At 61.6% G+C, this 26,261-nt stretch carries 26 protein-coding genes; 10 read left to right on the top strand and 16 right to left on the bottom strand.

The annotated features are described in order from the left end of the window. Positions 1-394: 394 nt before the first annotated feature. On the bottom strand, positions 395-1,594 hold the full coding sequence (gene tyrS / locus REH59_RS02090) for a tyrosine--tRNA ligase (RefSeq protein ID WP_004574941.1): 1,200 nt from the start codon (positions 1,592-1,594) through the stop codon (positions 395-397). A 213-nt stretch (positions 1,595-1,807) separates the two neighbouring features. Between tyrS and REH59_RS02085 the strand changes: the two genes are divergently transcribed. Beyond that, on the top strand, positions 1,808-3,229 hold the full coding sequence (locus REH59_RS02085) for a peptidoglycan DD-metalloendopeptidase family protein (RefSeq protein ID WP_003255509.1): 1,422 nt from the start codon (positions 1,808-1,810) through the stop codon (positions 3,227-3,229). Between the two features lie 3 nt (positions 3,230-3,232). Further along, positions 3,233-4,324: an anhydro-N-acetylmuramic acid kinase gene (locus REH59_RS02080; RefSeq protein ID WP_014861772.1), complete on the top strand. Its 1,092-nt coding sequence runs from the start codon at positions 3,233-3,235 to the stop codon at positions 4,322-4,324. Between the two features lie 59 nt (positions 4,325-4,383). Here REH59_RS02080 and erpA read toward each other — a convergent pair whose 3' ends face one another. Further along, on the bottom strand, positions 4,384-4,734 hold the full coding sequence (gene erpA, locus REH59_RS02075; RefSeq protein ID WP_003255511.1) for an iron-sulfur cluster insertion protein ErpA: 351 nt from the start codon (positions 4,732-4,734) through the stop codon (positions 4,384-4,386). 147 nt (positions 4,735-4,881) lie between these two features. Further along, positions 4,882-5,916: an N-acetyl-gamma-glutamyl-phosphate reductase gene (gene argC / locus REH59_RS02070; protein WP_003255512.1), complete on the bottom strand. Its 1,035-nt coding sequence runs from the start codon at positions 5,914-5,916 to the stop codon at positions 4,882-4,884. Between the two features lie 142 nt (positions 5,917-6,058). Here argC and hemJ point away from each other — a divergent pair, with 142 nt between their 5' ends. The 6 genes from hemJ (at position 6,059) to REH59_RS02040 (ending at position 10,485) form a co-directional block, all read left to right on the top strand. Next, a complete protein-coding gene (gene hemJ / locus REH59_RS02065) occupies positions 6,059-6,484 on the top strand; it encodes a protoporphyrinogen oxidase HemJ (protein ID WP_003255513.1) in 426 nt (141 codons plus the stop codon). A gap of 28 nt (positions 6,485-6,512) precedes the next feature. Next, the gene (locus REH59_RS02060) at positions 6,513-7,469 is read left to right on the top strand and encodes an NAD(P)H-dependent flavin oxidoreductase (RefSeq protein WP_014861771.1); all 957 of its coding nucleotides are present in this window, start codon (positions 6,513-6,515) and stop codon (positions 7,467-7,469) included. Between the two features lie 67 nt (positions 7,470-7,536). Further along, positions 7,537-8,319, top strand: a complete 783-nt coding sequence (locus tag REH59_RS02055) for an SDR family NAD(P)-dependent oxidoreductase (RefSeq protein ID WP_014861770.1) — start codon at positions 7,537-7,539, stop codon at positions 8,317-8,319. A 63-nt stretch (positions 8,320-8,382) separates the two neighbouring features. Next, positions 8,383-8,721: a histidine triad nucleotide-binding protein gene (locus tag REH59_RS02050; RefSeq protein WP_003255518.1), complete on the top strand. Its 339-nt coding sequence runs from the start codon at positions 8,383-8,385 to the stop codon at positions 8,719-8,721. A gap of 65 nt (positions 8,722-8,786) precedes the next feature. Next, on the top strand, positions 8,787-9,434 hold the full coding sequence (gene coq7, locus REH59_RS02045; RefSeq protein WP_003255520.1) for a 2-polyprenyl-3-methyl-6-methoxy-1,4-benzoquinone monooxygenase: 648 nt from the start codon (positions 8,787-8,789) through the stop codon (positions 9,432-9,434). Positions 9,435-9,444: 10 nt separating this feature from the next. Beyond that, entirely contained in the window at positions 9,445-10,485 is a 1,041-nt protein-coding gene (locus REH59_RS02040) for a hypothetical protein (RefSeq protein WP_003255522.1), read from the top strand. Between the two features lie 76 nt (positions 10,486-10,561). On the opposite strand, the gene REH59_RS02035 is transcribed toward REH59_RS02040, so the two are convergent. Beyond that, the gene (locus tag REH59_RS02035; protein WP_004376171.1) at positions 10,562-10,984 is read right to left on the bottom strand and encodes an OsmC family protein; all 423 of its coding nucleotides are present in this window, start codon (positions 10,982-10,984) and stop codon (positions 10,562-10,564) included. Positions 10,985-11,175: 191 nt separating this feature from the next. Between REH59_RS02035 and crp the strand changes: the two genes are divergently transcribed. Then, entirely contained in the window at positions 11,176-11,820 is a 645-nt protein-coding gene (gene crp / locus REH59_RS02030) for a cAMP-activated global transcriptional regulator CRP (protein ID WP_003255524.1), read from the top strand. Here the strand turns inward: crp and REH59_RS02025 are convergent. The 4 genes from REH59_RS02025 to REH59_RS02010 form a co-directional block, all read right to left on the bottom strand. Then, positions 11,817-12,521, bottom strand: coding sequence for a lipoate--protein ligase family protein (locus REH59_RS02025; RefSeq protein ID WP_003255526.1), 705 nt, complete (start codon positions 12,519-12,521; stop codon positions 11,817-11,819). The genes crp and REH59_RS02025 overlap by 4 nt on opposite strands. 147 nt (positions 12,522-12,668) lie before the next feature. Beyond that, complete coding sequence (gene trpC, locus REH59_RS02020) at positions 12,669-13,502, bottom strand: indole-3-glycerol phosphate synthase TrpC (protein ID WP_003255528.1); 834 nt, start codon at positions 13,500-13,502, stop codon at positions 12,669-12,671. Next, complete coding sequence (trpD, locus tag REH59_RS02015) at positions 13,499-14,548, bottom strand: anthranilate phosphoribosyltransferase (protein ID WP_003255529.1); 1,050 nt, start codon at positions 14,546-14,548, stop codon at positions 13,499-13,501. Before trpD ends, trpC begins: the two co-directional genes overlap by 4 nt. A gap of 9 nt (positions 14,549-14,557) precedes the next feature. Continuing rightward, positions 14,558-15,151: an aminodeoxychorismate/anthranilate synthase component II gene (locus REH59_RS02010; RefSeq protein ID WP_004574924.1), complete on the bottom strand. Its 594-nt coding sequence runs from the start codon at positions 15,149-15,151 to the stop codon at positions 14,558-14,560. 367 nt (positions 15,152-15,518) lie between these two features. Between REH59_RS02010 and estP the strand changes: the two genes are divergently transcribed. Continuing rightward, positions 15,519-17,408: an esterase EstP gene (gene estP / locus REH59_RS02005; RefSeq protein ID WP_014861767.1), complete on the top strand. Its 1,890-nt coding sequence runs from the start codon at positions 15,519-15,521 to the stop codon at positions 17,406-17,408. 384 nt (positions 17,409-17,792) lie between these two features. On the opposite strand, the gene trpE is transcribed toward estP, so the two are convergent. The 8 genes from trpE to REH59_RS01965 all read right to left on the bottom strand — a co-directional run bounded on the left by trpE (position 17,793) and on the right by REH59_RS01965 (position 26,256). After that, positions 17,793-19,274 carry an anthranilate synthase component I gene (trpE, locus tag REH59_RS02000; protein ID WP_003255536.1) on the bottom strand — a complete coding sequence of 494 codons (1,482 nt, stop codon included), beginning with the start codon at positions 19,272-19,274 and terminating at the stop codon, positions 17,793-17,795. A 69-nt stretch (positions 19,275-19,343) separates the two neighbouring features. Further along, the gene (locus tag REH59_RS01995; RefSeq protein WP_003255538.1) at positions 19,344-20,162 is read right to left on the bottom strand and encodes a phosphoglycolate phosphatase; all 819 of its coding nucleotides are present in this window, start codon (positions 20,160-20,162) and stop codon (positions 19,344-19,346) included. Further along, positions 20,159-20,833 carry a ribulose-phosphate 3-epimerase gene (rpe, locus tag REH59_RS01990; RefSeq protein ID WP_003255539.1) on the bottom strand — a complete coding sequence of 225 codons (675 nt, stop codon included), beginning with the start codon at positions 20,831-20,833 and terminating at the stop codon, positions 20,159-20,161. Before rpe ends, REH59_RS01995 begins: the two co-directional genes overlap by 4 nt. Before the next feature lie 149 nt (positions 20,834-20,982). After that, complete coding sequence (locus REH59_RS01985) at positions 20,983-21,810, bottom strand: ABC transporter permease (RefSeq protein ID WP_003255542.1); 828 nt, start codon at positions 21,808-21,810, stop codon at positions 20,983-20,985. A 10-nt stretch (positions 21,811-21,820) separates the two neighbouring features. Beyond that, positions 21,821-23,068 carry an ABC transporter permease gene (locus tag REH59_RS01980; RefSeq protein ID WP_003255544.1) on the bottom strand — a complete coding sequence of 416 codons (1,248 nt, stop codon included), beginning with the start codon at positions 23,066-23,068 and terminating at the stop codon, positions 21,821-21,823. A gap of 60 nt (positions 23,069-23,128) precedes the next feature. Next, entirely contained in the window at positions 23,129-24,163 is a 1,035-nt protein-coding gene (locus tag REH59_RS01975) for an ABC transporter substrate-binding protein (RefSeq protein WP_010951750.1), read from the bottom strand. A 40-nt stretch (positions 24,164-24,203) separates the two neighbouring features. Continuing rightward, positions 24,204-25,328, bottom strand: a complete 1,125-nt coding sequence (locus REH59_RS01970; protein WP_003255547.1) for an ABC transporter ATP-binding protein — start codon at positions 25,326-25,328, stop codon at positions 24,204-24,206. A 295-nt stretch (positions 25,329-25,623) separates the two neighbouring features. Next, the gene (locus tag REH59_RS01965) at positions 25,624-26,256 is read right to left on the bottom strand and encodes a response regulator transcription factor (RefSeq protein ID WP_173401663.1); all 633 of its coding nucleotides are present in this window, start codon (positions 26,254-26,256) and stop codon (positions 25,624-25,626) included. Positions 26,257-26,261: the final 5 nt, after the last annotated feature.

Here is a 26,261-nt window from a genome sequence, read left to right as displayed (position 1 = left end):
CGTCTCAACCGAGGCGCGCATTCTACGCTTTCCTCAGAGCCTGTCAAGCGTTTATTTTGAAGTTTTTTGCGAGAAACTCGTTTAGCTTCAAACACTTGGCTCGCTGCGATCTCTCGTAGCGGGAGGCGAATCATACAGCACTTGGAAGCGCTGTCAACCACCATTTCAACCGCTTTCGATCATTCGATCGTAGCCCTTCCAGCCTTTGCCCTCACTACTTAACTCATTGAATCTCAAGGAGCTTTTCGTTCCGATGTCGCTGGAAGTGGGGCGCATTATAAGGGGATTCGAGAGGGCGTCAACCTTTAATTTCAAGAAACCTTAATATTGCTGAAAACGAAGCGGGGAGGCCTATCGGCCTCCCCGCTTCTATATAGCTAAACCATCCAGGCAATTACTCTGCCTTGAGGGTGACCCGGCCAAACGACTTCTTGCCCGCCTGGCACACATGCGTAGCACCAAGGACAAACATGAAGTCCTTGTCGACCACTGCACCATCAACCTTCACCGCGCCGCCACTCAGCAAATCTCGCGCCTGAGCCGAGTTCTTGACCAGACCAGCCCGATTCAACACCGCAGCAATTGGCAGGTCTTCCGCCGCAGCCACTTCGATCTCCGGCAAGTCTTCCGGCAGCTCGCCTTCCTTCATACGGTTACCGGCAGCACGGTGAGCATTGGCTGCAGCCTCCTCACCGTGGAAGCGCGCCACAATTTCTTCCGCCAGCTTGATCTTGATGTCACGTGGGTTGGCGCCATTGGCAACATCGGCCCGGAACTGCTCGATTTCTTCCATCGAACGGAAGCTCAGCAGCTCGAAGTAACGCCACATCAGGGTATCCGGGATCGACACCAGCTTGCTGTACATCACCCCTGGCGCTTCCTGGATGCCGACATAGTTGCCCAGCGACTTCGACATCTTCTTCACACCGTCGAGCCCTTCGAGCAGTGGCATGGTCACGATGTTCTGCGCTTCCTGCCCATAAGACCGCTGCAGTTCACGCCCCATCAGCAGGTTGAACTTCTGGTCGGTACCACCCAGCTCAACATCCGCCTTCAGCGCCACCGAGTCATAGCCTTGCACCAGCGGGTAGAGGAACTCGTGGATGGCAATCGGCTGATTGGTGGTGTAACGCTTGTCGAAGTCATCACGCTCCAGCATGCGCGCGACGGTGTACTGCGAAGCCAGGCGAATGAAGTCGGCAGGGGTCAGCTTGTCCATCCACGTGGAGTTGAACGCGACTTCAGTCTTGGCCGGGTCAAGAATCTTGAACACCTGCTGCTTGTACGTCTCGGCGTTCTCCAGCACCTGTTCGCGGGTCAGCGGCGGGCGCGTGGCGCTCTTGCCACTCGGGTCACCGATCATGCCGGTGAAGTCACCGATCAGGAAGATGACCTGGTGGCCCAGATCCTGGAACTGGCGCAGCTTGTTGATCAGCACCGTGTGACCCAGGTGCAGGTCCGGAGCGGTCGGGTCGAAGCCGGCCTTGATGCGCAGAGGTTGGCCGCGCTTGAGCTTCTCCACCAGTTCCGACTCGACCAGTACTTCTTCCGCACCGCGCTTGATAAGCGCCAGCTGCTCTTCAACCGACTTCATAGACAAACCCGCAAGGCTCAGATTCAGGGGGAGCCAACCATACAAGATCGGCCGTCAAATACAAGTTTCGCAAAGGAATGTGACCCGAACACAGGCTTGCGGCGTCTACGCGCCCTTGCGTGAAAATGGATTTGGTTATATTTTATACAGTTATTTCATCTTCATCATGTCATTCATCTTTTCCATTTCACCTTTTTCAAAGTCACCTTGCCCATGACCAACGAACCGCCTAAAGCGCCCCCGCTTTATCCGAAGAGCCATCTGTTGGCCGCCAGCGGCATCGCCGCCCTGCTCAGCCTGGCTTTGCTGGTATTTCCTTCCAGCGAAGTGGAAGCCAAGAAAACTACCCTCAACCTCGAGCTCGAAAGCCCTGCCGAGCAGCTGAAAGACGAATCCCGCGCTGCGCCCCTGGTGCAAAGCGAAGGTGAGCAAGGCTCGCCTTTCGCCCAGATCGAAGAGGCTACCCCCGAAACCCAGAAGGCCGATCAACAGGCCCCGGCTGCCGAACCGGTTGCCGAGGCCGCCAAGGAGCCTGGCCACCGCGAAGTCACCGTGGCCCGCGGCGATACCCTGTCCACCCTGTTCGCCAAGGTCGGCCTGCCCGCCAATGCTGTGCATGACTTGCTGGCCAGCAACAAGCAGGCCAAGCAATTCAGCCAGCTCAAGCACGGCCAGGTCTTGCAGTTCGAGCTCGACAAGGATGGCCAGCTGGCCAGCCTGCACAGCAAAGTCAGCAACCTCGAAACCATTCGCCTGACCAAAACCGCCAAGGGCTACACATTCAACCGTGAAATCAGCAAGCCGGTGATACGCACCGCCTATGCCCACGGCGTGATCAAGAGCTCGCTGTCAGCTTCCGCCCAGCGCGCCGGCCTGTCCCACAGCATGACCATGGACATGGCCCGCGTGCTGGGTTACGACATCGACTTCGCCCAGGATATTCGCCCAGGGGACGAGTTCGACGTGGTCTACGAACAGAAGGTGATGGACGGCAAGGTCGTCGGCACCGGTAACATCCTCTCTGCGCGCTTCACCAACCGCGGCAAAACCTACACTGCCGTGCGCTACACCAACAAGCAGGGCAACACTACCTACTACACCGCCGACGGCAACAGCCTGCGCAAGGCATTCATCCGCACCCCGGTGGACTTCGCCCGCATCAGCTCGCGCTTTTCCGCCGGTCGCAAGCACCCCATCCTGAACAAGATCCGCGCCCACAAAGGCGTCGACTACGCGGCCCCACGAGGTACGCCGATCAAGGCAGCCGGTGACGGTCGCATCGAACTGGCCGGGCGCCGTGGTGGCTACGGCAATACCGTGATCATTCAGCATGGCAACCGCTACAAGACGCTGTATGGCCACATGCAGGGCTTTGCCAAAGGCATCAAGACCGGCAGTACGGTCAAACAGGGCCAGATCATTGGCTACATCGGCACTACCGGCCTGTCCACCGGCCCACACCTGCACTACGAGTTCCAGGTCAACGGCGTGCACGTCGACCCGCTGAGCCAGAAGGTGCCAATGGCTGACCCGATTGCCAAGAACGAGCGTCAGCGCTTCCTGCAGCAGAGCCAGCCGCTGATTGCCCGCATGGATCAGGAAAAGGCCACCCTGCTCGCAGCGAACAAGCGCTAACCCATGGCGCTCTACCTGGGGGTGATGTCCGGTACCAGCCTCGATGGCCTGGATATCGCCCTGATCGAACAAGGCGAGCAGCTTGAACTGCTCGCCACCCACTACCTGCCCATGCCCCCGGACCTGCGCAAGGACCTGCTGGCCCTGTGCAGCAGCGGCACTGACGAGATTGCCCGTGCCGCACTGGCGGAAAACCGCTGGGCCAGCCTGGCCGGCGAAGGTATCCACCAACTGCTGGCTCGCCAGGGACTGAAGCCCGAAGCCATTCGCGCCATCGGCAGCCACGGCCAGACCATTCGCCATGAACCGTCCCGCGGCTTTACTGTGCAGATCGGTAACCCCGCACTGCTCGCCGAGCTGACAGGCATCAGCGTGGTCGCCGACTTCCGCCGTCGCGATGTGGCTGCCGGAGGCCAGGGCGCGCCACTGGTACCGGCCTTCCACGAAACCCTGTTCAGCCAGCTTGGCCGACGCCTGGCAATCCTCAACGTAGGCGGTTTCAGCAACCTCAGCCTGATCGAGCAGGACAAGCCAGTTCATGGGTTCGATTGCGGCCCGGGGAACGTGCTGCTGGATGCCTGGATCGAGCGCGAGCACGGCCACGCCTACGATGCAGATGGCGCCTGGGCTGCCTCGGGTGTGGTTCAGCACGGGTTGCTCAGCGCACTGATGGCTGACCCGTTCTTTGCCGGCAGCGGCCCCAAGAGTACCGGCCGCGAGGTGTTCAACCTGCCTTGGCTGGATCGCCACCTGGCCAACCTGCCGGCATACCGGGCCCAGGACGTGCAGGCGACACTGCTGGAGCTGACCGCACGCAGCATCATCGATTCGCTTGGCAAAGCCCAGCAAAGCACCGAAGCGCTGTTGGTCTGTGGTGGGGGCGCCCGCAACGGCGCGCTGATGGCCCGTCTTGGCCAGCTGCTACCGGCGGCCCGTGTTGCAAGCACTGGCGCCTATGGCGTAGACCCGGACTGGGTCGAAGCCATGGCCTTCGCCTGGCTGGCTCACTGCTGCCTGGAGGGTATCGCCGCCAACCGCCCCAGCGTCACTGCCGCCAAGGGCCTGCGCGTACTGGGCGCAATCTACCCGGCATAGCCGCTACGCCAGAAAGCAAAACGCCGCGCAATTGCGCGGCGTTTTCGTATGCCCAGCCCTTAGATCGAGAACGACGACCCGCAACCGCAGGTGGTCGCGGCATTCGGGTTCTTGATCACGAACCGCGAACCTTCCAGGCCTTCCTGGTAGTCCACTTCGGCACCCGCCAGGTACTGGAAACTCATCGGGTCGACCACCAGGGAAACGCCCTCGCGCTCGACAATGGTGTCATCTTCGGCCACGTCTTCATCGAAGGTGAAGCCGTACTGGAAGCCGGAGCAACCGCCACCGGTAACGAACACTCGCAGCTTCAGACGCTCATTGCCTTCCTCATTGACCAGGTTCTTCACCTTCTGGGCTGCCCCGTGGGTAAATTCCAGACCGGTAGGGGTGAAGGTTTCGACGCTCATGTTGATTCTCCCGGCGCGGTAGCCGCCATAAAACTCGATGACGCGCATTATCCGCTTTCCCGAGAAAATCGGTCAAGAATTGTGCGGCTTTAGTCGCGACCTGCAAAAAGGCCCGCACGACGCGGGCCTTTTCCAATGCTGGTGGCCTTACGGCAGCAAGCCGGCATGGGACAGGCCCATGCGTTCATCCAGCCCGAACAGGATGTTGAGGTTCTGCACCGCCTGGCCGGAGGCGCCCTTGACCAGGTTGTCGATCACCGACAGCACCACCACCAGGTCACCACCCTGCGGGCGATGAACGGCAATGCGGCAGACATTGGCACCACGCACGCTGCGGGTTTCCGGATGGCTGCCAGCTGGCATCACGTCGACGAACGGTTCATCGGCGTAGCGTTTCTCGAACAGCGCCTGCAGGTCGACCGAGGTATCGACCACGTTTGCGTACAGGGTGGCGTGGATACCACGGATCATCGGCGTCAGGTGCGGCACGAACGTCAGGCCGATATCCTTGCCTGCGGCCAGGCGCAAGCCCTGGCTGATTTCTGGCAAGTGACGATGCCCCTTGACTGCATAGGCCTTCATGCTCTCGCCGGCTTCGCAGAACAGCGAACCGACCGCGGCGCCACGGCCAGCACCGCTGACACCCGACTTGCAGTCGGCGATCAGGCGCGACGCGTCGGCCAGGCCCGCTTCCAGCAGCGGCAGGAAGCCCAGCTGGGTGGCAGTCGGGTAGCAACCCGGCACAGCGATCAGACGCGCCTGGCGGATCTTCTCGCGGTTCACTTCTGGCAGGCCGTATACCGCGTCCTTGAGCAGCTCTGGCGCGCCATGGGGCTGGCCATACCATTTGCCCCACTCGGCGGCATCCTGCAGGCGGAAGTCGGCAGACAGGTCGATCACCTTGGTGCCGGCCGCCAGCAGCTCACCGGCCAGGGCGTGGGCAACACCATGCGGGGTGGCGAAGAACACCACGTCGCAGGCCCCCAGAGCCTTGCTGTCCGGCACGCTGAACGCCAACCCGTCATAGTGGCCGCGCAGGTTCGGGTACATGTCCGCCACCGCCACGCCCGCCTCGGAGCGCGAAGTAATGACCGCCACTTCGGCCTGTGGATGCTGTGCCAGCAGACGCAACAGTTCGACGCCGGTGTAACCCGTGCCGCCGACGATACCGACCTTGATCATAACGCTTGCCCCTTATCAACGAGCCGTCTGGAAAGCGCACGATAATAGGGGCGCAGGGCGCCTGTAACAACTCTTCGGGTGACCCTTCGGGCGCTTGACCACTACTATCTGACGACCGTGATTACCTGAAGGAACTCCCTCCATGCTTTACCTATGGATCAAAGCGCTGCATATCGTCAGCGTGGTCTGCTGGTTCGCCGGCCTGTTCTACCTGCCCAGGCTGTTCGTCTACCACGCCCAGAGCCAGGACAGCATCAGCCAGGAACGCTTTGCGACCATGGAGCGCAAGCTGTACCGCGGCATCATGAATCCGGCGATGATCGCCACCTACGTTTTTGGCGCCTGGATGCTGTACCTCACCCCCGGCTGGCTGAGCCAGGGGTGGCTGCATGCCAAGCTCACCCTGGTGATCCTGCTGACCGGCTACCATCACGTGTGCGGTGCCCAGCGCAAACGCTTCGCCAATGGCACCAACACCCGCAGCCACGTCTACTATCGCTGGTTCAACGAAGTGCCCGTGCTGATCCTGCTGGGTATCGTCATTCTGGTGGTGGTGAAACCGTTCTGACATAGCCACCCGCTCAAGGAGCCTTGCCATGTCGCTACCTGCCTCGCTCGAACAACGCCTGCGGCTGCCCGTGGTTGCCGCGCCGATGTTCCTCATCTCCAACCCCCAACTGGTGCTGGCCTGCTGCGCCAGCGGCGTGGTTGGCAGTTTCCCGGCCCTGAACCAACGCGACAGCGCTGGCTTCAAGGCTTGGCTGGAAGAGATCGAGGCTGGCCTGGCTCAACTGCAGGCGCCAGCGCCCTACGCCGTCAACCTGATCGTCCACCCGACCAACCCGCGCCTGCAGGCCGACTTGGCCTTGTGTGTCGAACACCGTGTACCAATCGTTATCACCAGCCTGGGGGCGGTAAAGGAAGTGGTCGATGCCGTACACGCCTACGGCGGCCTGGTGCTCCACGATGTCACCACCCGCCGGCATGCCGAAAAAGCCGCCGAAGCGGGTGTCGATGGCCTTATCGCCGTCGCCGCAGGCGCAGGCGGCCATGCCGGCACCTGGAGCCCGTTCGCCCTGGCCGCAGAAATTCGCCAGTTCTTCGACAAGACCCTGCTGCTGGCTGGTTGCATTAACCACGGCCACGAAATCCTGGCCGCACAACTGCTGGGGGCGGACCTGGCGTACATGGGCACGCGCTTCATCGCCACCACAGAAAGCCAGGCTCAGGGCGCCTACAAACAGATGCTGCTGAACGCCCATGCCGCCGACATCATCCACACACCCGTGGTGTCCGGCATCCCCGCCAGCTTCCTGCGCCAGAGCCTGGAGCAGGCCGGCTACGACATGAACACCCTCAAGGGGGGGCAGGTGCAAGGCAAGCTCAAACCGATCGATGACGAAGCCAAGGCCTGGAAGACCGTATGGTCAGCGGGCCAGGGCGTCGGTGCAATCCATGACCTGCCCAGCGCCAGCGCATTGATCGAGCGCCTGCATGGCGAGTACCGACAAGCCCTGGAACGCTGCCAGGTTTTGCGCGCCCGCGCCTTGTAGCAAAAGGCAACACCTTGCACGGGCAAGTTGTACACTAGGCGCCCTCTTCCGCCCCCAGGAGCCTTGCATGACCCGTTACGCCATGATCACTGGTGCTTCCAGCGGCCTGGGCCTGGCCTTGGCGGAAGCGCTGGCACGGCGCGGGCGCAACCTGATCCTGGTGGCACGCCAACGAGAAACGCTGGAGCCTGTCGCCATCGAGCTGACCCAGCGTTTCGGTGTCGAGGTGCTGTTCCGCGCCTGCGACCTCAGCCAGCCGTTGCGCCTTTCAGGCTTCGTGCTAGAGCTGGAAGAAGGTGAGCGGCGTATCGATTTGCTGGTCAACTGCGCGGGCTTGCGCACCTATGGGCCGTTCCTGGCCCATGAATGGGCCGACGAACAGGATCTGCTGGAAGTCAACGTGCTGGCCCTGAGCCGCCTGTGTCACGCCATCGGTAACCTGATGGCTGTGCAGGGTGGCGGGCAGATTCTCAACGTCGCCGGCCTGGCCGGGGTGGCGCCTGGCCCATGGATGGCCGCCTATGCCGCCAGCAAGGCCTATGTGCTGAGCTTTTCACAGGCCCTGCGCGAAGAACTCAAGCGCACCGGCATCAAGGTCTCTGTACTGTGCCCTGGCCCGGTACGTTCCGCACGCCGGCGCATTGCGCGGCTCGATGGCAAGCCGCGCTGTCTCAGCCCCGAGGAAGTGGCGCTGTACACCGTGCGGGCACTGGACAAGAACCGCGCACTGATCATGCCTGGCCGGCGCAACCGCTGGCTGGCGTTCGCACCGCGGCTGTTGCCGCGCTGGCTGGTGCGCAAGCTGGCCGGGGTCATCCACCGCCGCTATTGCCCCTTAGGCATGGAATAGCCACTGGGCGAGCGGCGCCCGGCTGAGTACACTCGGCCCGACCCTCACCATGGAGCAAGTGCTGTGGACGATCTATTCCTCAAAATCATCAACCGGGAAATCCCGGCAGATATCATCTATGAAGACGACCAGATCCTGGCCTTCAAGGACATTGCACCCGCGGCACCGGTACATTTTCTGGTCATCCCGAAAAAGCACATTCGCACCCTCAATGACCTGACCGAAGAAGACAAGGCCCTGGCTGGCCACATCCTGTTCACCGCCCAGCGCCTGGCTGTCGAACAAGGCTGCGAGGAAGGTTTCCGCGTGGTCATGAACTGCAACCCCAAAGGCGGCCAGACTGTCTACCACATCCATATGCACGTGCTTGGCCAGCGCCAGATGAACTGGCCTCCGGGCTGACCCACGGCAAGCGACCCCGCCGCTATTGCGGTAAACTGTCGGGCACATTCTTGCGGAGGTGCCCGATGGCTACCGAACGTCACTACTCGCCGCTCGACCGCTTGTTGCTGCAGGCCGATACCGCCATGCGCACCTTGCTGCCTTTCAGCGGCCAACCTGCCCGGCCATCGCCGGCCATCGTCCAGCCAGACGTTGACCTGGACGAGCAACAGGCCCGCCATATTGCCGGGCTGATGCGCATCAACCATACCGGTGAAGTCTGCGCCCAGGCGTTGTACCAAGGCCAGGCCCTGACCGCCAAGCTGCCCGAAGTGCGCAAGGCCATGGAGCATGCCGCTGAGGAAGAAATCGACCACCTGGCCTGGTGCGAGCAGCGCATTCGCCAGCTGAACAGCCACCCGAGCGTGCTCAACCCTCTGTTCTACGGCATGTCGTTCGGCATTGGCGCACTGGCCGGGCTGGTCAGCGACAAGGTCAGCCTGGGCTTCGTCGCCGCTACCGAACATCAGGTGTGCAAGCACCTCGACGAGCACCTGGAGCAACTCCCGCACGAAGATGAAAAATCCCGGGCCATTCTCGAGCAGATGCGCATAGACGAAGAGCAGCACGCCGAGTCTGCGCTGGAAGCCGGTGGTTATCGCTTCCCGGCCCCCGTCCGCTTTGGCATGAGCTTGCTGGCCAAGGTCATGACCAAGAGCACATACCGCATCTGAAGGCATCACCATGACGGATCGATTCGACGCCAAGGACCTGGCGCGCGCCGTGCAAGCAGGCATTCTCCAACCAGGCCAGGACCAAAGCCTGTTGGCATTCCTGCGCCAGCAACCCGCACCACGTGGCAGCTTTCAGCTGGCCCATGTTGCCTTCTACTTTGGCGCCATGCTGATCATGGCGGCAATGGGCTGGTTGCTCACCGAGGCCTGGATGAGCCTCGGTGACGGCGCGCTGTTGATCATCGCCAGCCTCTATATCCTGCTGATCACCTTGTTCGCCCTCAATCTGCAACGCCGCGCCCAGCCCGTCGCTGCTGGCGTGCTGGCAGCAGTAGCCGTCAGCATCGTGCCGCTGGCGGTATTCGCTATCGAACGCATGCTCGGCTGGTGGCCACTGGACGATGCGCAGGCTGACTACCACCAGTACTATACCTACGTGCAAGGCGGCTGGCTGGCGATGGAAGCAGCCACGGTGCTTGCCGGGCTGCTAATGCTGCGACTGATCCCCTACCCGTTCGTCGTCATGCCAATGGCCGTGGCCTTGTGGTTCATGTCGATGGACCTTAGCGAGTGGTTCTTCGGCTCACCGTTCAGTTGGGAGCAGCGTCGCCACGTCTCCCTGTGGTTTGGGCTGGGCTTGCTGGTGGTTTTCCTCGTGATAGACGGCCGCACACGTGAGGACTACGCCCGTTGGGGTTACCTCGCCGGGCTGGCAGCGTTCTGGGGCGGGTTGACGCTACTGGACAGCGGCAGTGAGTTGGGCAAGGCCATGTACTGCCTGATCAACATTGCGCTGATGGGCATGGCGGTGCTGCTGCGTCGGCCGGTGTTCATGGTGTTTGGTGCGCTGGGGGTGGCGGCTTATCTGGGATATCTGTCGTACGAGGTGTTTGCCCAGTCGTTGCTGTTCCCGTTGGTGCTGACCATGATCGGGCTGGGGGTTATCTGGCTTGGCCTGGTTTACCAAAAGCGCCGGGAGCGGTTGAGCCAGGCGCTAAGAAGCAGTCTTCCGCAATGGTTGCGGATGGCCCTTCCGGCCCTGCGCGACTGAAGCTCGCCCGGGCCGCAGGTGGGAGCGGGCTCACCCGCTTCCACAAGGGCTGCAAAGCGGCCCCGGAATCTCAGCCTTAACCCAGCTCTACGATTTCATACCCATGGGTAATCTCAACCCCGGCACGCTCGAGCATGATCGAAGCCGAGCAATACTTTTCCGCCGACAGTTCCACTGCCCGCTTGACCTGCGCTTCTTTCAGCCCCCGCCCCTTCACCACGAAGTTCATGTGAATCTTGGTGAACACCTTCGGGTCTTCGCTGGCGCGCTCTGCCTCCAGAAATGCCTCACAGCTTTCCACTGCCTGGCGCGACTTCTTCAGAATGCTCACCACGTCAAAGCTGCTGCAGCCACCCAGGCCCAGCAACAGCATTTCCATCGGTCGCACGCCCAGGTTGCGGCCGCCGGCCTCGGGCGGGCCGTCCATTACGACGACATGGCCGCTCCCCGATTCGCCGAGGAACATTGCCTCACCGGCCCACTGGATACGTGCCTTCATCTACCCGGACTCCTGATTTTCGGAAAAGGGTGTCAGCTTAGACCTTGTGCGGCTGTGGGAAAAGCACGAGATGTGTCGGTTTAGTACCGAAACATCTCGTAGTGTCTGATAAGCTGGCGCCAAATGACTGGCGCTCTCCGTCAGCCAACCTCTATAAAAAGCCTATGCGTCGTATCGAACAGGATTTCGTGATGGTTGCCTCCGCCCTACCCGCCAAGATAAAGAACATCGACAAGCTGCTGGTACACTGCCAGCGCCGCCGCTACACCGCCAAAAGCAACATCATCTGCGCCGGCGACCGGGCCGAGACACTGTCTTTTATCATCAAGGGTTCGGTCACCATCCTCATCGAGGACGACGACGGCCATGAAATGATCATCGCCTACCTCAACAATGGCGATTTCTTTGGCGAGCTAGGCCTGTTCGAGCCCGTTGATGGCGAGCAGCAGCGCAGTGCCTGGGTACGCGCCAAGACCGAATGCGAAGTGGCCGAAATCAGCTACGAAAAGTTTCGCGAACTGGCGCGCCAGGACCCTGAAATCCTCTACGCCCTGGGCAGTCAAATGGCCCAGCGCCTGCGCAACACTACGCGCAAGGTTGGCGATTTGGCATTTTTCGACGTGACCGGGCGAGTTGCCCGTTGCCTGCTGGAACTGTGCAAGCAGCCCGACGCCATGACCCACCCCGATGGCATGCAAATCAAGATTACCCGTCAGGAAATCGGCCGAATCGTCGGTTGCTCTCGGGAAATGGTCGGCCGCGTTCTCAAAGACCTCGAGGAACGCAGCCTGGTGCAGGTCAAGGGCAAGACCATGGTGGTCCACGGTACCCGCTAGTCCTTGGGCAACTCGGCCAGCACCTTGGCGTAGGCCTGCGAAAGGCGCTCGAACCAGGGCGCTGCCGGCGCCACTTCGTGCAAGGCGATGTGCGCATCGGCGCGACAGCGTTGCTCCAGCTCACAGCACTCGTTGAAGCGGTTGACCGCCGCCACCATCGACTCACGCTCGTTGTCCAGCAGCAGCGCACCGTGCACCAGCACCACAGGGCGCTTGCCACCCAGGCCCTGACGCCAGCGCTGGGCGGTACCCACCAATTTGCGGCCATTGAGGTTGACGTTGTAGCGGCCATCGCAGAAGGCCCCGTCGATTTCCCCGACTGACGCCACCCCGCCCCACTCGCGCAGCACATCGCACAGCGGCAGACACAGGCGCTCGTAGGCATTTTCGATACGGCCGTGGTCGCCTTCACTGCGCGGCGCGGCGTAGACCAGTGCAACGTTCACCGTCGAATGCGACTGAGGCACCGGCTCACCGCCAGTTTCTCGCAGCAGCACCGGCCAGCCAGCAATAGCCAATTCCGCGCAGGCGACCTCGAAGTTGCCCAGCCGGCTCATGCGTCGAGGCATGACCAGCGCGTGGTCGGTGGGGCGCCAGAACAGCACACCATTCTCGCGTTCGCCGCGGCAGACGGCGGCCAGCAGTTCCTGCTCGGCGTGCAGGCCTTGTTCGACGCTCAGGGCCAGGGGTTGATCGGTCATTGATCCACCTATGATGTTGATTTCAAGGGCCTCTTCGCGGGTTAACCCGCTCCTACAACAGGGCGCGTACCTGTGTGGGGGCGGGCTTGCCCGCGACACGGCCATTACAGGTACAAAAAAGCCGGCAAAAACGCCGGCTTCATTTGATCAGTCCAGTTGCTGAACAGTCTTCTTCACCTGCTCGGGGAAGAACAGCCGCTGTAATTCCAGGCCAGGCTGCTCGGCGCGCATGAACGCCTCTCCCACCAGGAACGAGTAAACCTCGTTGATTGCCATCAGCTCCACATCGGCCCGGTTGAGAATACCGCTTTCGGTAATCGCCAGACGGTCACGCGGAATGCGCGGCAGCAGGTCAAGGGTGGTTTCCAGGCTGACTTCGAAGGTGTGCAGGTTGCGGTTGTTCACCCCAACCAGCGGTGTATCCAGGGTTTTCAGCGCGCGCTCCAGTTCATCGCCATCGTGCACTTCTACCAGCACGTCGAGGCCGACGTCCTTGGCGGTGGCCGCCAGTTCAGCCATCTTCACGTCATCCAGCGCCGACACGATCAGCAGTACGCAATCTGCGCCCAGGGCCCGGGCTTCGACGATCTGGTAAGGGTCGACCATGAAGTCCTTGCGAATCACCGGCAGCGAAACCGCCGCGCGGGCCTGCTGCAAGTACTCATCGGCACCCTGGAAATAATCGACATCGGTCAACACCGACAGGCAGGTGGCCCCGCCCTTCTCGTAGCTGACCGCGATTTCCGCTGGCACGAAGTGCTCGCGGATCACGCCCTTGCTTGGCGACGCTTTCTTGATTTCGGCAATCACCGCTGGCTGCTTGCGCTTGGCCTGCTCGATCAGCGCGTTGGCGAAGCCTCGCGGGGCGTCAGCGGCCTTGGCCAGGCCCTCCAGTTCGGCGAGGCTGACGCGCGCACTGCGCTCGGCCACTTCCTGAAACTTGCGGGCAATGATCCTTTCCAGCACCGTCGGCACACTCATGCTTCGTTCTCCACCTTGAATACTGCAGTAAAGGCACCCAATTCCTGCAGCTTTTCCCAGGCCAAGCCGGTGTGCAGTACATCATGGGCCAGTTCTACACCGGCTTTCAGGCTCATGGCATGGTCAGCGGCATACAGCGCCGCGCCGGCATTAAGCACGATCATCTCGGCGGCCTTCTGACCGTCCTCGGTCTTGCGCCGGCCCAGCGCATCGCGGATCAACTCCAGCGAAGCCTGAGGGCTCTCGACAGCCAGGCCATGAAGGCTCTGGCTCTTCATGCCGAGGTCTTCCGGCTCTACCCAATATTCAGTGATTTCGCCGTTTTTCAGTTCGGCAACGAAGGTGGGCGCAGCCAGGCTGAACTCGTCCAGACCATCCTTCGAGTGCACGACCAGCACATGCTTGCTCCCCAGGCGCTGCAGCACCTCAGCCAGCGGGCGGCAAAGGGTTTGTGCGAACACACCGACCACCTGGTGCTTCACTCCGGCCGGATTCGTAAGCGGGCCGAGCATATTGAACAGGGTGCGCAACCCCAGTTCTCGACGTGGGCCAGCGGCATGTTTCATGGCCGAGTGGTGACTTTGCGCGAACATGAAGCCGATGCCCAGGCTGTCGATGCAGCGTGCCACTTGAGTCGGCGTCAGGTTCAGGTAGATGCCGGCAGCTTCCAGCAGGTCGGCACTGCCGCTCTTGCCCGATACTGCGCGGTTACCATGCTTGGCCACGGGGCAACCCGCCGCCGCCAGGACGAAAGACGAAGCGGTGGACACGTTGAAGATGTTGGCGCCATCACCGCCGGTCCCGACAATATCGACGACACCATCGAGGCTTTGCAGCTCGACCTTTTCGGCCAGCTCACGCATCACCGACACCGCACCGACGATTTCGTCGATGCTTTCGCTTTTCATGCGCATGCCCATCAGGAAAGCGCCTATCTGCGCCTCGCTGCACTGACCGGTCATGATCTGGCGCATGACCTCGCGCATTTCTTCGGTAGTAAGGTCCAACTGGCCGACGATACGGCTCAACGCACTCTTGATATCCATGTTCGATCCTTAACGGCGGCCGCCGGTCTGCTTGAGGAAGTTGGCGAACAGTTCGTGGCCCTGCTCGGTCAGGATCGACTCAGGGTGGAATTGCACCCCTTCGATATTCAGCGTCTTGTGGCGCAGGCCCATGATCTCATCGACCGAACCGTCGGCATGGGAGGTCCAGGCGGTCACTTCCAGGCAGTCGGGCAAGGTTTCACGCTTTACCACCAGCGAGTGGTAACGGGTCACGGTCAGCGGGTTGTTAAGGCTGGCGAACACGCCCAGGTCGCGGTGATATACCGGGCTGGTCTTGCCGTGCATGACCTGGCGTGCACGTACAACGTCGCCGCCAAAGGCCTGCCCGATTGACTGGTGGCCCAGGCATACGCCGAGGATTGGCAACTTCCCGGCGAAATGCAGGATGGCCTCGATGGACACGCCCGCCTCGCTTGGGGTGCATGGGCCCGGGGATACGACGATGCGCTCAGGGTTGAGGGCCTCGATCTGAGCGATGGTCAATTCGTCATTGCGAATGACCTTGACCTCGGCACCCAGCTCGCCAAGGTACTGAACGACGTTGTAAGTGAATGAGTCGTAATTGTCGATCATCAGTAACATGGTGTTAAACCTCTTGAATCTACTGACTTCATGATTCGAACCTTCCTGCACCAGCCACAGGCGCGGCTTTGCCACAACAGGCGGTAAACGAGAAGGCAAACGGGGGCGGGCCGGGCGGGCCGGCAGGAGATAAAGTCAGGCGCGCCAACGCCAACGGGCGTGGGCCTTGATTACGCGCATCAAGAGTTTGCTGACGATCAACACAGGATAGGTCTCGCTCATACGTCCCGGCACAGTAGCCTACCGGGGCGACGGGCGCAATATGCCTGTAAACACGGGGAAACGAATGGACTTGGGAGCGAAGCACTACGATTTGCTAAGGTCGATGGGGTTGTCCTGATAAAAACAAAGAAAAGGATGTTCCCTGATGCGAAAAGCCCCGTTATTGCGCTTTACCCTCGCTTCACTGGCCTTGGCCTGTAGCCAGGCGTTGGCCGGCCCTTCGCCCTATTCAACCCTCATCGTGTTTGGCGACAGCCTCGCCGATGCAGGGCAGTTTCCCGACCTGAGCGGCGGTACCCCAGGCGCGCGTTTCACCAACCGCGATGCCGACGGCAACTTCGCTCCGGTGTCACCGATGATCCTCGGTGGCCGCCTGGGCGTCGCGCCTGGCGACCTGAACCCGTCGACATCCATAGGCATCCAGCCCGATGGTAATAACTGGGCAGTTGGCGGGTACACCACCCAACAGATCCTGGACTCGATCACGACAACGTCCGAGACCGTCATCCCACCAGGAAACCCCAATGCCGGGTTGGTGCTGCGCGAGCGCCCCGGCTACCTGGCCAACGGCCTGCGCGCCGACCCAAATGCCTTGTATTACCTGACAGGTGGCGGTAACGACTTCCTGCAGGGCCTGGTGAATAGCCCGGCCGACGCCGTAGCCGCCGGCGCCCGCCTGGCTGCCAGCGCCCAAGCCCTTCAGCAAGGAGGCGCGCGCTACATCATGGTCTGGCTGCTACCTGACCTCGGCCAAACGCCCAATTTCAGCGGCACGCCACAGCAAAACCCACTGTCACTGCTCTCCGCTGCGTTCAACCAGTCACTGATCAGCCAGCTAGGGCAGATCGATGCCCAGATCATTCCACTGAACATCCCTGTGCTGTTGAGCGAGGCGCTGTCCAGCCCCAGTCAGTTCGGCCTGGCCAGCGACCAGAACCTGGTCGGTACCTGCTACAGCGGTGATAGCTGCGTGGAAAACCCGGTGTACGGTATCAACGGCACAACGCCAGACCCGACCAAACTGCTGTTCAACGACTCGGTCCACCCGACCATCGCGGGTCAGCAGCTGATTGCCGATTACGCCTACTCGATCCTCGCAGCCCCCTGGGAACTGACCCTGCTACCGGAAATGGCCCACGCCAGCCTGCGGGCTCATCAGGATGAGTTGCGCAATCAGTGGCAGACGCCTTGGCAAGCCGTTGGCCAATGGCAAGCCTTTGTCGCCAGTGGCGCTCAGGACCTGGACTTCGACGGCCAGCGCAGCGCGGCCAGCGGTGACGGCCGCGGCTACAACCTGACCGTGGGCGGCAGCTATCGCCTGAACGACGCCTGGCGCCTGGGCCTGGCCGGCGGTGCGTACCGGCAGAAGCTGGAAGCTGGCGAACAGGATTCGGACTACAAGCTGAACAGCTATATGGCCAGCGCCTTTGCCCAATACCGTCAGGACCGATGGTGGGCCGACGCGGCGCTGACCGCCGGGCACCTGGACTACAGCGACCTCAAGCGTACCTTCGCCCTGGGCGTGAATGACCGCAGTGAAAAAGGCGACACCGACGGCGAGGCCTGGGCAATGTCCGGGCGGCTGGGCTACAACCTGGCGGCCGACACCAGCAACTGGCAGTTGGCACCTTTCATCAGTGCCGACTATGCGCGGGTGAAGGTGGATGGCTACGAAGAGAAGAGCGGGCGCTCGACGGCGCTTGGCTTCGATGACCAGGAGCGCACGTCACGTCGCCTGGGCGTGGGGTTGTTGGGCAGTGTGCAGGTACAGCCAAATACCCGGCTTTTTGCCGAGGTGGCGCAGGAGCATGAGTTTGAGGACGACGAGCAGGATGTGACGATGCACCTGACCAGCTTGCCGGCGAATGATTTCACCCTGACCGGGTATACGCCGCACAGCGACCTGACCCGGGCGAGCCTGGGTGTGAGCCATGAACTGGTGGCAGGGGTGCATTTGCGCGGGAACTACAATTGGCGCAAGAGTGATGAGTTGACGCAGCAGGGCGTTAGCGTGGGGGTTAGCGCGGACTTCTGAATTGCTGGGGGCCGCTTTGCGGCCCATTCGCGGGTAAACCCGCTCCTACGACGGCCCCGTATACCTGAGGCTTGCGCATCCCTTGTAGGAGCGGGTTTACCCGCGAATACGGTGGCGGCGGCAACGGTGAACCGCGGGTGGAGATTGGCCAGCAGGCCCGGCCCATTCGCGGGTGAACCCGCTCCTACGACGGCCCCGTATACCTGAGGCTTGCGCATCCCTTGTAGGAGCGGGTTTACCCGCGAATACGGTGGCGGCGGCAACGGTGAACGGCAGGTAGAAATTGGCCAGCAGGCCCGGCCCTTTCGCGGGTGAACCCGCTCCTACACAACCTTGTAGGAGCGGGTTTACCCGCGAATGGGCTGCGCAGCAGCCCCAATCAATTTATCTGGCGGAAGTCTGCTCTGCCAACGCCACTGCACGGAACATCGCCCGGCGCTTGTTGATGGTTTCTTCCCATTCCAGCGCCGGCACCGAGTCGGCAACGATGCCGCCACCGGCCTGCACATGCAGCTCGCCATCCTTGATCACCGCAGTACGAATGGCAATTGCGGTATCCATGTTGCCGTTCCAGGCAAAATAGCCGACAGCACCGCCGTAAACCCCACGCTTGACCGGTTCCAGCTCGTCGATGATCTCCATCGCGCGGATCTTGGGCGCACCCGACAAGGTGCCAGCCGGCAGAATCGCCCGCAGTGCATCCATCGCCGTCAGGCCTTCACGCAGCTGGCCGGTAACGTTGGAAACAATGTGCATCACGTTGGAGTAACGCTCGATCACCATCTTCTCGGTCAGGCGCACACTGCCGGTCGAAGACACACGGCCGACATCGTTGCGGCCCAGATCGATCAGCATCAGGTGCTCGGCAATTTCCTTGTCGTCCGACAGCAGGTCGTCTTCCAGCGCACGATCGGCCTCTTCGGTCGCACCACGCGGGCGGGTACCGGCAATCGGGCGCACGGTGACCAGGTTGTCCTCGACACGTACCAGCACTTCGGGCGAGCTGCCGACCACATGGAAGTCACCGAAGTTGAAGAAGTACATATATGGCGTCGGGTTGAAGCAGCGTAGCGCGCGATACAGGTCGATAGGCGCAGCCTTGAAGTCGATCGACATGCGCTGCGACGGCACCACCTGCATACAGTCCCCGGCCAGGATGTATTCCTTGATACGACCGACGGCGTTTTCGTAATCCTCGCGGGTGTAGCTGGAGCGGAACGCCGGCTCGGCCGCCGGCGGGCCGCTCAGGTCCAGGCCGCGGCGTGGGGTGATTGGCTGGCGCAAGGTTTCCAGCAAACCTTGCAGACGTGCCTGGCCCTGTTCGAAGGCCTGATCTTCAGCGGGGTCGACCAACACGATGGCGTGCATCTTGCCCGCCAGGTTGTCGAACACCACCACCGCGTCGGACACCATCAGCAGGATATCCGGTACGCCCAGCGGGTCCGGGTTGGGGCTGGCGCCCAGACGCTTTTCTACATAACGAACGCAGTCGTAGCCAAAGTAGCCAACCAGGCCGCCATTGAAACGCGGCAGGCCGGGGATATCGGCAACTTTGTAGCGGTCCTTGAAGGTTTCAACGAATGCCAGCGGGTCTTCGACCTCGCAGCTTTCCACCTCGACGCCATCGTGCAGGATGCTGACATGGTAGCCATGCACACGCATCACGGTGCGCGATGGCAAGCCGATCATCGAGTAACGGCCCCACTTCTCGCCGCCCTGCACCGATTCGAGCAGGTACGAGTTGGGCTGGTCAGCCAGTTTCAGGTAGATCGACAGCGGCGTGTCGAAGTCGGCCAAGGTTTCACAGGCCAAGGGAATACGGTTGTAGCCGGCAGCGGCCAGGCGCAGGAATTCTTCGCGGTTCATGAGTGGTCTCGTGGCAAGCAGCAATAGGTCAGGCAAACGGACGGGCCGGCACACGCCGGCAGGCTGAAGTCAGGCGCGCCAACGCCAACGGGCCAAGGCCTTGATGACTTTCATCCAGAATTTGCCAGTAACCGCCACGGTGGACTCTCTGTCTTGTGAGGCTTGAAGGTCCGCCAACGTTATCCCAGTGGCCGGGTCTGCGCAACCGGGCAGCAATGCGCGCAGGTCGTCGATTACCAGGCTGGGGGATTCGTCGTCGATCGGCCGGCCATGGTTATAGCCGTAGGTCAGGCCCACGCATTGCACGCCAGCCGCCTTGGCCGCCTGCACGTCACTGCGCGAATCACCGACAAACAGGGACTGCTGCGGGGTGACACCGGCCATCTGCATGACGAACAGCAACGCCGCCGGGTCGGGCTTTTTCTGCGGCAGGGTGTCGCCACCAATGATCCAGCGGAAGAAATTACCGATCTTCATCTGGTCCAACAGTGGGCCAACAAAGCGCTCAGGCTTGTTGGTAATCAGCGCCATCTCCACGCCCTGCTTGCGCAGCCAGCGCAGGGTGTCGCGCACACCGGGGTAGACCACGGTAAGTTCATGGCTTTCGGCATAAGCGTCCATGAACAGCGCCAGCGCCTGTTCTGCCAGCGCATCGTCCACGTCGGCATGGTCGATGCCGCCCGCCAACGCGCGGCGCACCAGCACCTGGGCGCCATTGCCAACCCAGTGGCGCACTGCCTCAAGGCCAGCAGGCGGGCGCCCCAGTTCGAGCAGCATGCGGTCCACGGCGGCGGCCAGGTCAGGCACGGAATCGATCAGGGTACCGTCCAGATCGAACATTACCAGCCTTGGCAGCTCCCCCGGGAACAGCTGCTCGAAGCCACTCATGGGCGGGCCAGGGCCAGTTCGGCGCGCATCTTGGCGATCACTTCCTGGTAGTCCGGGGCGTTGAAGATCGCCGAGCCGGCCACGAAGGTATCGGCGCCAGCGGCAGCGATCTCGCGGATGTTGTTGACGTTCACGCCACCATCGATCTCCAGACGGATATCACGGCCACTGGCGTCGATCAGCGCACGCGCTTCGCGCAGCTTGTCGAGGGTGCCGGGGATGAACTTCTGCCCGCCGAAGCCTGGGTTGACGCTCATCAGCAGCACCATGTCGATCTTGTCCATCACATACTTCAGGGCGTCCAGGCTGGTGGCCGGGTTGAACACCAGGCCGGCCTTGCAACCACCATCCTTGATCAGCTGAAGCGAACGGTCGATGTGCTGCGTGGCTTCAGGGTGGAAGGTGATGTAGGTGGCACCCGCTTCGATAAAGTCGCCAATGATGCGGTCAACCGGGCTGACCATCAGGTGCACGTCGATCGGCGCAGTAACGCCGTACTTGCGCAGAGCGGTGCAAACCATCGGACCGATGGTCAGGTTGGGGACATAGTGATTGTCCATGACATCGAAGTGGACGATGTCTGCACCCGCAGCCAATACCTTGTCGACGTCCTCACCCAGGCGGGCAAAATCGGCAGAGAGAATGGAGGGGGCAATAGCGTAGGGCTGCATGGCGCACCTGTTGGCAGAGTCACGGTGGCGCGCATTGTAACTCAGGGAAAGCGATGAAGGCTGATTGGTATCAATTGGTGTCGACCAGCGCAACCTGTGCCGGCCTCCGCGACTTTAGCCGCGAAGAGGCCGGCACAGGCAACCCATCATCAAGCTGGCTGTTGAGTCCTCAGCTTCTCACTACGCCCACGCAACCATTCCAGGGTCAGCAGCAACAACACCGAGAACGCAATCAGCAAGGTCGCCGCCGCGGCAATGGTCGGGCTCAGGTTCTCGCGAATACCACTGAACATCTGCCGCGGCAGAGTTGCCTGTTCCGGCCCGGCGAGGAACAGCGTCACCACCACCTCGTCAAACGAGGTGGCAAAGGCAAACAGGGCGCCCGAGATGACACCGGGCGCGATCAGCGGCAGGGTCACCCGACGGAAAGCCAGCAGAGGCGAGGCTCCCAGGCTGGCCGCCGCACGCACCAGATTGTAGTTGAACCCCTGTAGCGTCGCCGACACGGTAATGATGACGAACGGCACACCCAGTACCGCATGCACCAGAATCAGCGAGGTGAAACTGTTGCCCATGCCCAGAGGGGCGAAGAACAGGTAACTGGCCACCCCGATGATCACTACCGGCACCACCATGGGCGAGATCACCAGCGCCATCACCAGCGACTTGCCGGGGAAATCGCCACGGGTCAGGCCGATGGCCGCCAACGTGCCGAACACCATGGCCAGCACCGTGGCCGCTGGGGCAACGATGATGCTGTTTTTCAACGCCCGCATCCATTCGGCCGAGCCGAAGAAGTCCTGATACCACTGCAGCGAGAAGCCCTGCAGCGGGTACACCAGGAAGCTGCCACTGTTGAACGACAGCGGCACGATCACCAGCACTGGCAAGATCAGGAACAGCAGGATCAAGCCGCAGAGAATACGCAGGCTGTAGAACCAGACCCGCTCCACGGGCGACATGTATGGGCTCAGCATGACAGGCTCCTCAGCTCAGGCGCAGACGGCTGGCGCCGACCAGCCAGCTATAGATCAGGTACAACAGCACGGTCGCCAGCAGCAACAGCCCGCCCAGTGCGGTGGCCATGCCCCAGTTAATGCTGGTGTTGGTGTAGAAGGCGACGAAGTAGCTGACCATCTGGTCGTTGGGGCTACCCAGCAGCGCCGGGGTGATGTAGTAACCGATGGCAAGGATGAACACCAGCAGGCAACCGGCGCCAACACCGGCGTAAGTCTGCGGGAAGTACACCCGCCAGAAACTGGCGAACGGGTGGCAGCCCAGCGAGATCGCCGCACGCATGTAGCTCGGGGAAATACCCTTCATCACGCTGTACAGCGGCAGGATCATGAACGGCAGCAGGATGTGCACCATCGAGATGTAGACACCTGTGCGGTTGAACACCAGCTCCAGCGGCTGGTCGATGATGCCCATGGCCATCAGCGCGCTGTTGATCAGCCCGCCCGACTGCAGCAGCACGATCCAGGCCGCCACCCGCACCAGGATCGATGTCCAGAAAGGCAACAGCACCAGAATCATCAGCAGGTTGCTCTGCCGGGTCGGCAGGTTGGCCAACAAGTAGGCCAGTGGGTAGGCCAGTACCAGGCAGATAGTGGTAATCACCACCCCCATCCACAGGGTACGGATAAAAATGTCCAGGTAAATGGCCTGGTCCGGGGTGGCCTTGGCCAGCTCACCAAGGTCATCGATGCGATGGTCCACTGAGGCCAGCAGGTAGAAAGAAGTCACCGAACTGGTATTGCGGCGGATCGCCTGCCAATAAGCCGGGTCACCCCAACGCTCGTCGACAGCCTGCAACGCATCCTTATAAGAGGCAGGCTCAGCCTTGAAGGGCAGTGCACGGGCAGTCTTGGTCAACAAGCTGCGGTAACCGGCCAGCTCCATGTTCAAGCGTTTGGAAAGGTCACCAAGGGTCTGGTTCTTGCGCGACTCGGCCAAATCCTGGCTCAGCGCCTTGTAAACGTCCTCGCCTGGCAGGCTTTTGCCATCCCACTGGCTGATGACTTCCACCGTGCGCGGCAGGCCGCCGACCACTTCAGGGTTGCCGACGCTCTTGTACAGCAGCGCCGCAATCGGCACCAGGAACACCAGCAGAAGAAACAGCGCCAGCGGCGCGATCAACGCCTGCGCCTTCCAGCGGTTGACCCGCTCGGCGTGTTTGAGGCGCTGCTTGAGACTTGAACCTGCGCCTTCGTTGAGGGGCACTGCAATGGCCATGGCGAACTCCGCAATACAGGCTGAATTGGGGGCCGCTTTGCGGCCCCACACACTGGACGTTTACTTCTTCGCCGCCCAGGCGTTGAAGCGTTGCTCCAGCTGCTCGCTGTTGTCGGCCCAGAACGCCACGTCGATCTGCACCTGGTTGGCAATGTTCTCAGGCGTGGTCGGCATGTCTTTCTTCACTTCGTCCGACAGCAGGCTCACGGCCTTGGAGTTGGCCGGGCCATAGGCGATGTTTTCGGAGTAGATCTTCTGCTGCTCGGGCTTGACGCTGTAGGCGATGAACTTCTTCGCCTCTTCGACGTTTTTGGCGCCTTTAGGAATTGCCCATGCATCGAAGTCGTAGATGCCGCCGTTCCACACCACCTTGAGGTTGCTTTCTTTCTGCACAGCGGCAATACGGCCGTTGTAGGCAGAGCTCATGACCACGTCGCCAGAGGCCAGGAACTGCGGTGGCTGTGCACCCGCTTCCCACCACTGGATGCTGGGCTTGAGTTCGTCGAGTTTCTTGAAGGCGCGGTCCTGGCCTTCCTTGGTTGCCAGCACTTTGTAGACGTCCTTGGGCGCAACGCCGTCGGCCATCAGTGCAAATTCCATTGTGTACTTGGCGCCCTTGCGCAGGCCGCGCTTGCCCGGGAACTGCTTGGTGTCCCAGAAATCGGCCCAGCTGGTGGGGGCGGTCTTGAGCTTGTCGGCGTTGTAGGCCATGACCGTGGACCAGACGAAGAAGCCCACGCCGCAAGGCTGAATGGCACCAGGCACGTAGTCGGCTTCATTGCCGAACAGGGCTGGATCGAGCTCTTCGAACATGCCCTCGTCGCAGCCGCGCGCCAGCTCTGGCGACTCAACCTCTACCAGGTTCCACGACACACTCTTGGTGTCGACCATCGCCTTGACCTTGGCCATTTCGCCGTTGTACTCACCCGCGACAATCTTGCCATTACCCGCTTTTTCCCAGGGTTCGTAGAACGCTTTGACCTGGGCAGCCTTGTTGGCGCCCCCGAACGAGATCACGGTGAGGTCTGCGGCCATGGCCTGGCCAGCGGTGAACAGCCCCAAAGCCAGGGCGGTCAGTTTCAACTGCTTGCGCATTATTATTCTCTCCACAGTACAGGGTTGGTGAAGCAATCCATCAATGGGCTTCGGCAATCGGATCGAGCGCGCGGGCGTGCTCCACCTCCCAGCCCAGCGGTACTACATCGCCCACGGCCAACGCCGGGTCGAGCTCGGCAATAGGCTGCTTCACGAAGAAGTCGCCTTTGCCGCAAACCTCCAGACGCACCCGCACGTGGTCGCCCAGGTAAATGAATTCGGCCACCCGGCCAGAGAACCGGTTCACGCAGCTTTCACTGTGGCCGTTCAGACGCACGCGTTCCGGGCGTATCGACAGGGTCACCGGCTCGCCGGCCTGGCCGACATTCACCGCCAGCGCCTCGACCCGCTCACCGCGAGGCAACTGCACCTGGCAACGTTTGCCATCGCTGGCCAGCAGGGTGCCGCTGATGCGGTTGTTCTCGCCGATGAAGTTGGCGACGAAGGTGTTGCAAGGCTCTTCGTACAGCGTGCGCGGGTCGGCGATCTGCTGGATTTCGCCCTGGTGGAACACCGCCACGCGGTCGGACATGGTCAGCGCTTCGCCCTGGTCGTGGGTCACGTACACCACGGTTACACCCAGGCGCTGGTGAATGTGCTTGATCTCCATCTGCATGTGTTCGCGTAGCTGCTTGTCCAGCGCGCCAAGTGGCTCATCCATCAGCACCAGTTGCGGCTCGAACACCAATGCCCGGGCCAGCGCCACACGCTGCTGCTGGCCGCCAGACAGCTGGCCGGGGTAGCGTTTGGCGAAAGCGTCGAGCTGGACCATGTTCAGCACACGTTTGACCCGCTCGCTGATGTCGGTCTTGCTCAGGTTGCGCACGGTCAGCGGAAAGGCCAGGTTCTCGGCCACGGTCATGTGCGGAAACAGCGCGTAGTTCTGGAACACCATGCCGATATCACGCTTGTGCGGCGGCACGTTGTTGATCGAGCGGCCGCCAAGCTGGATTTCACCGGCGGTGGGGGTCTCGAAGCCCGCCAGCATCATCAGGCTGGTGGTCTTGCCCGAGCCGGACGGGCCAAGCAGGGTGAGGAACTCGCCCTTGCGGATATCCAGGTTGAGGTCTTTGACGATCAGCGACTCGCCGTCGTAGCTCTTCTGCACACCACGGAAGCTGACCAGCGTTTCGCCGGTTGCAGCGTTCGACTTCGCCTCGCTCATGCCTGCACCTTCTTGTTGGATGACTGCGTAGGCAAAAGAGTAGAAGAGACGCAAGCGCCCGAAAATCGGGGGTACTGAGAGAATGCCATCATCCGGATGGAAGATTTGTTGTAGGGATCGCCCTACAAGGATGGCGGGATTGGAATGCCCTTGCGAGCCAACCACGAAACCTGTGGGAGCGGGCATGCCCGCGAAGAGGCCGGCTCAGCCATAGAGATCAGCAGGCCAGGCTCGTTCGCGGGCATGCCCGCTCCCACAGAGGATTCGGGAAGTTTCGGGCACCCGTATGTCGCAATCAGACCAGCTTGTGCTCCATGGCGTACTTCACCAGCTCCGCCAGCGAGTTCACTTTCAACTTCTGCATCAGGCGTGCCTTGTGGGTGCTGATGGTCTTGCTCGACAGCGCCAACTGCTGGGCGATGTCGTTGACGTTGGCGCCTTGGGCCAGGCGCTCGAACACCGAAAACTCCCGCTCCGAGAGCAATGTGTGCAACGGCCGGGATTCGGTGAGGCCTACTTCGAACACCATGCGGTCGGCCAGCGACGGGTCGATATAACGCCCGCCACCGGCCACCCGACGAATCGCTGTCAACAACAACGCCGGATCACTGTCTTTGGTGGCATAGCCCGCCGCACCGGCCTTCAGCGCCCGCGCCGCCATCTGTGCCTCGTCATGCATCGACAACATCAGGATCGCTGGAGCATCGTGCAACGCACGGATACGCGGGATCGCCTCCAGGCCGTTCACACCCGGCATCGAGATGTCCAGCAGTACCACCTCGCACGGTGTGTGGCGCAGGGTTTCGAGCAACTGCTCGCCATTACCGGCCTCCCCCGCCACTTGCATGTCCTTGGCCAGGCCAATCAACTGCTTGATGCCTTCACGGACAATGGTGTGGTCTTCGGCCACCAGTACTCGAATCACGATTGCTC

Origin of the sequence: Pseudomonas sp. BO3-4 (genome assembly GCF_034044115.1) — a bacterium.
Classification (GTDB): Bacteria; Pseudomonadota; Gammaproteobacteria; order Pseudomonadales; family Pseudomonadaceae; genus Aquipseudomonas; species Aquipseudomonas alloputida.
The sequence above is the reverse complement of the archived record's forward strand: the minus strand, read 5'-3'. Positions and strand labels throughout refer to the sequence as shown.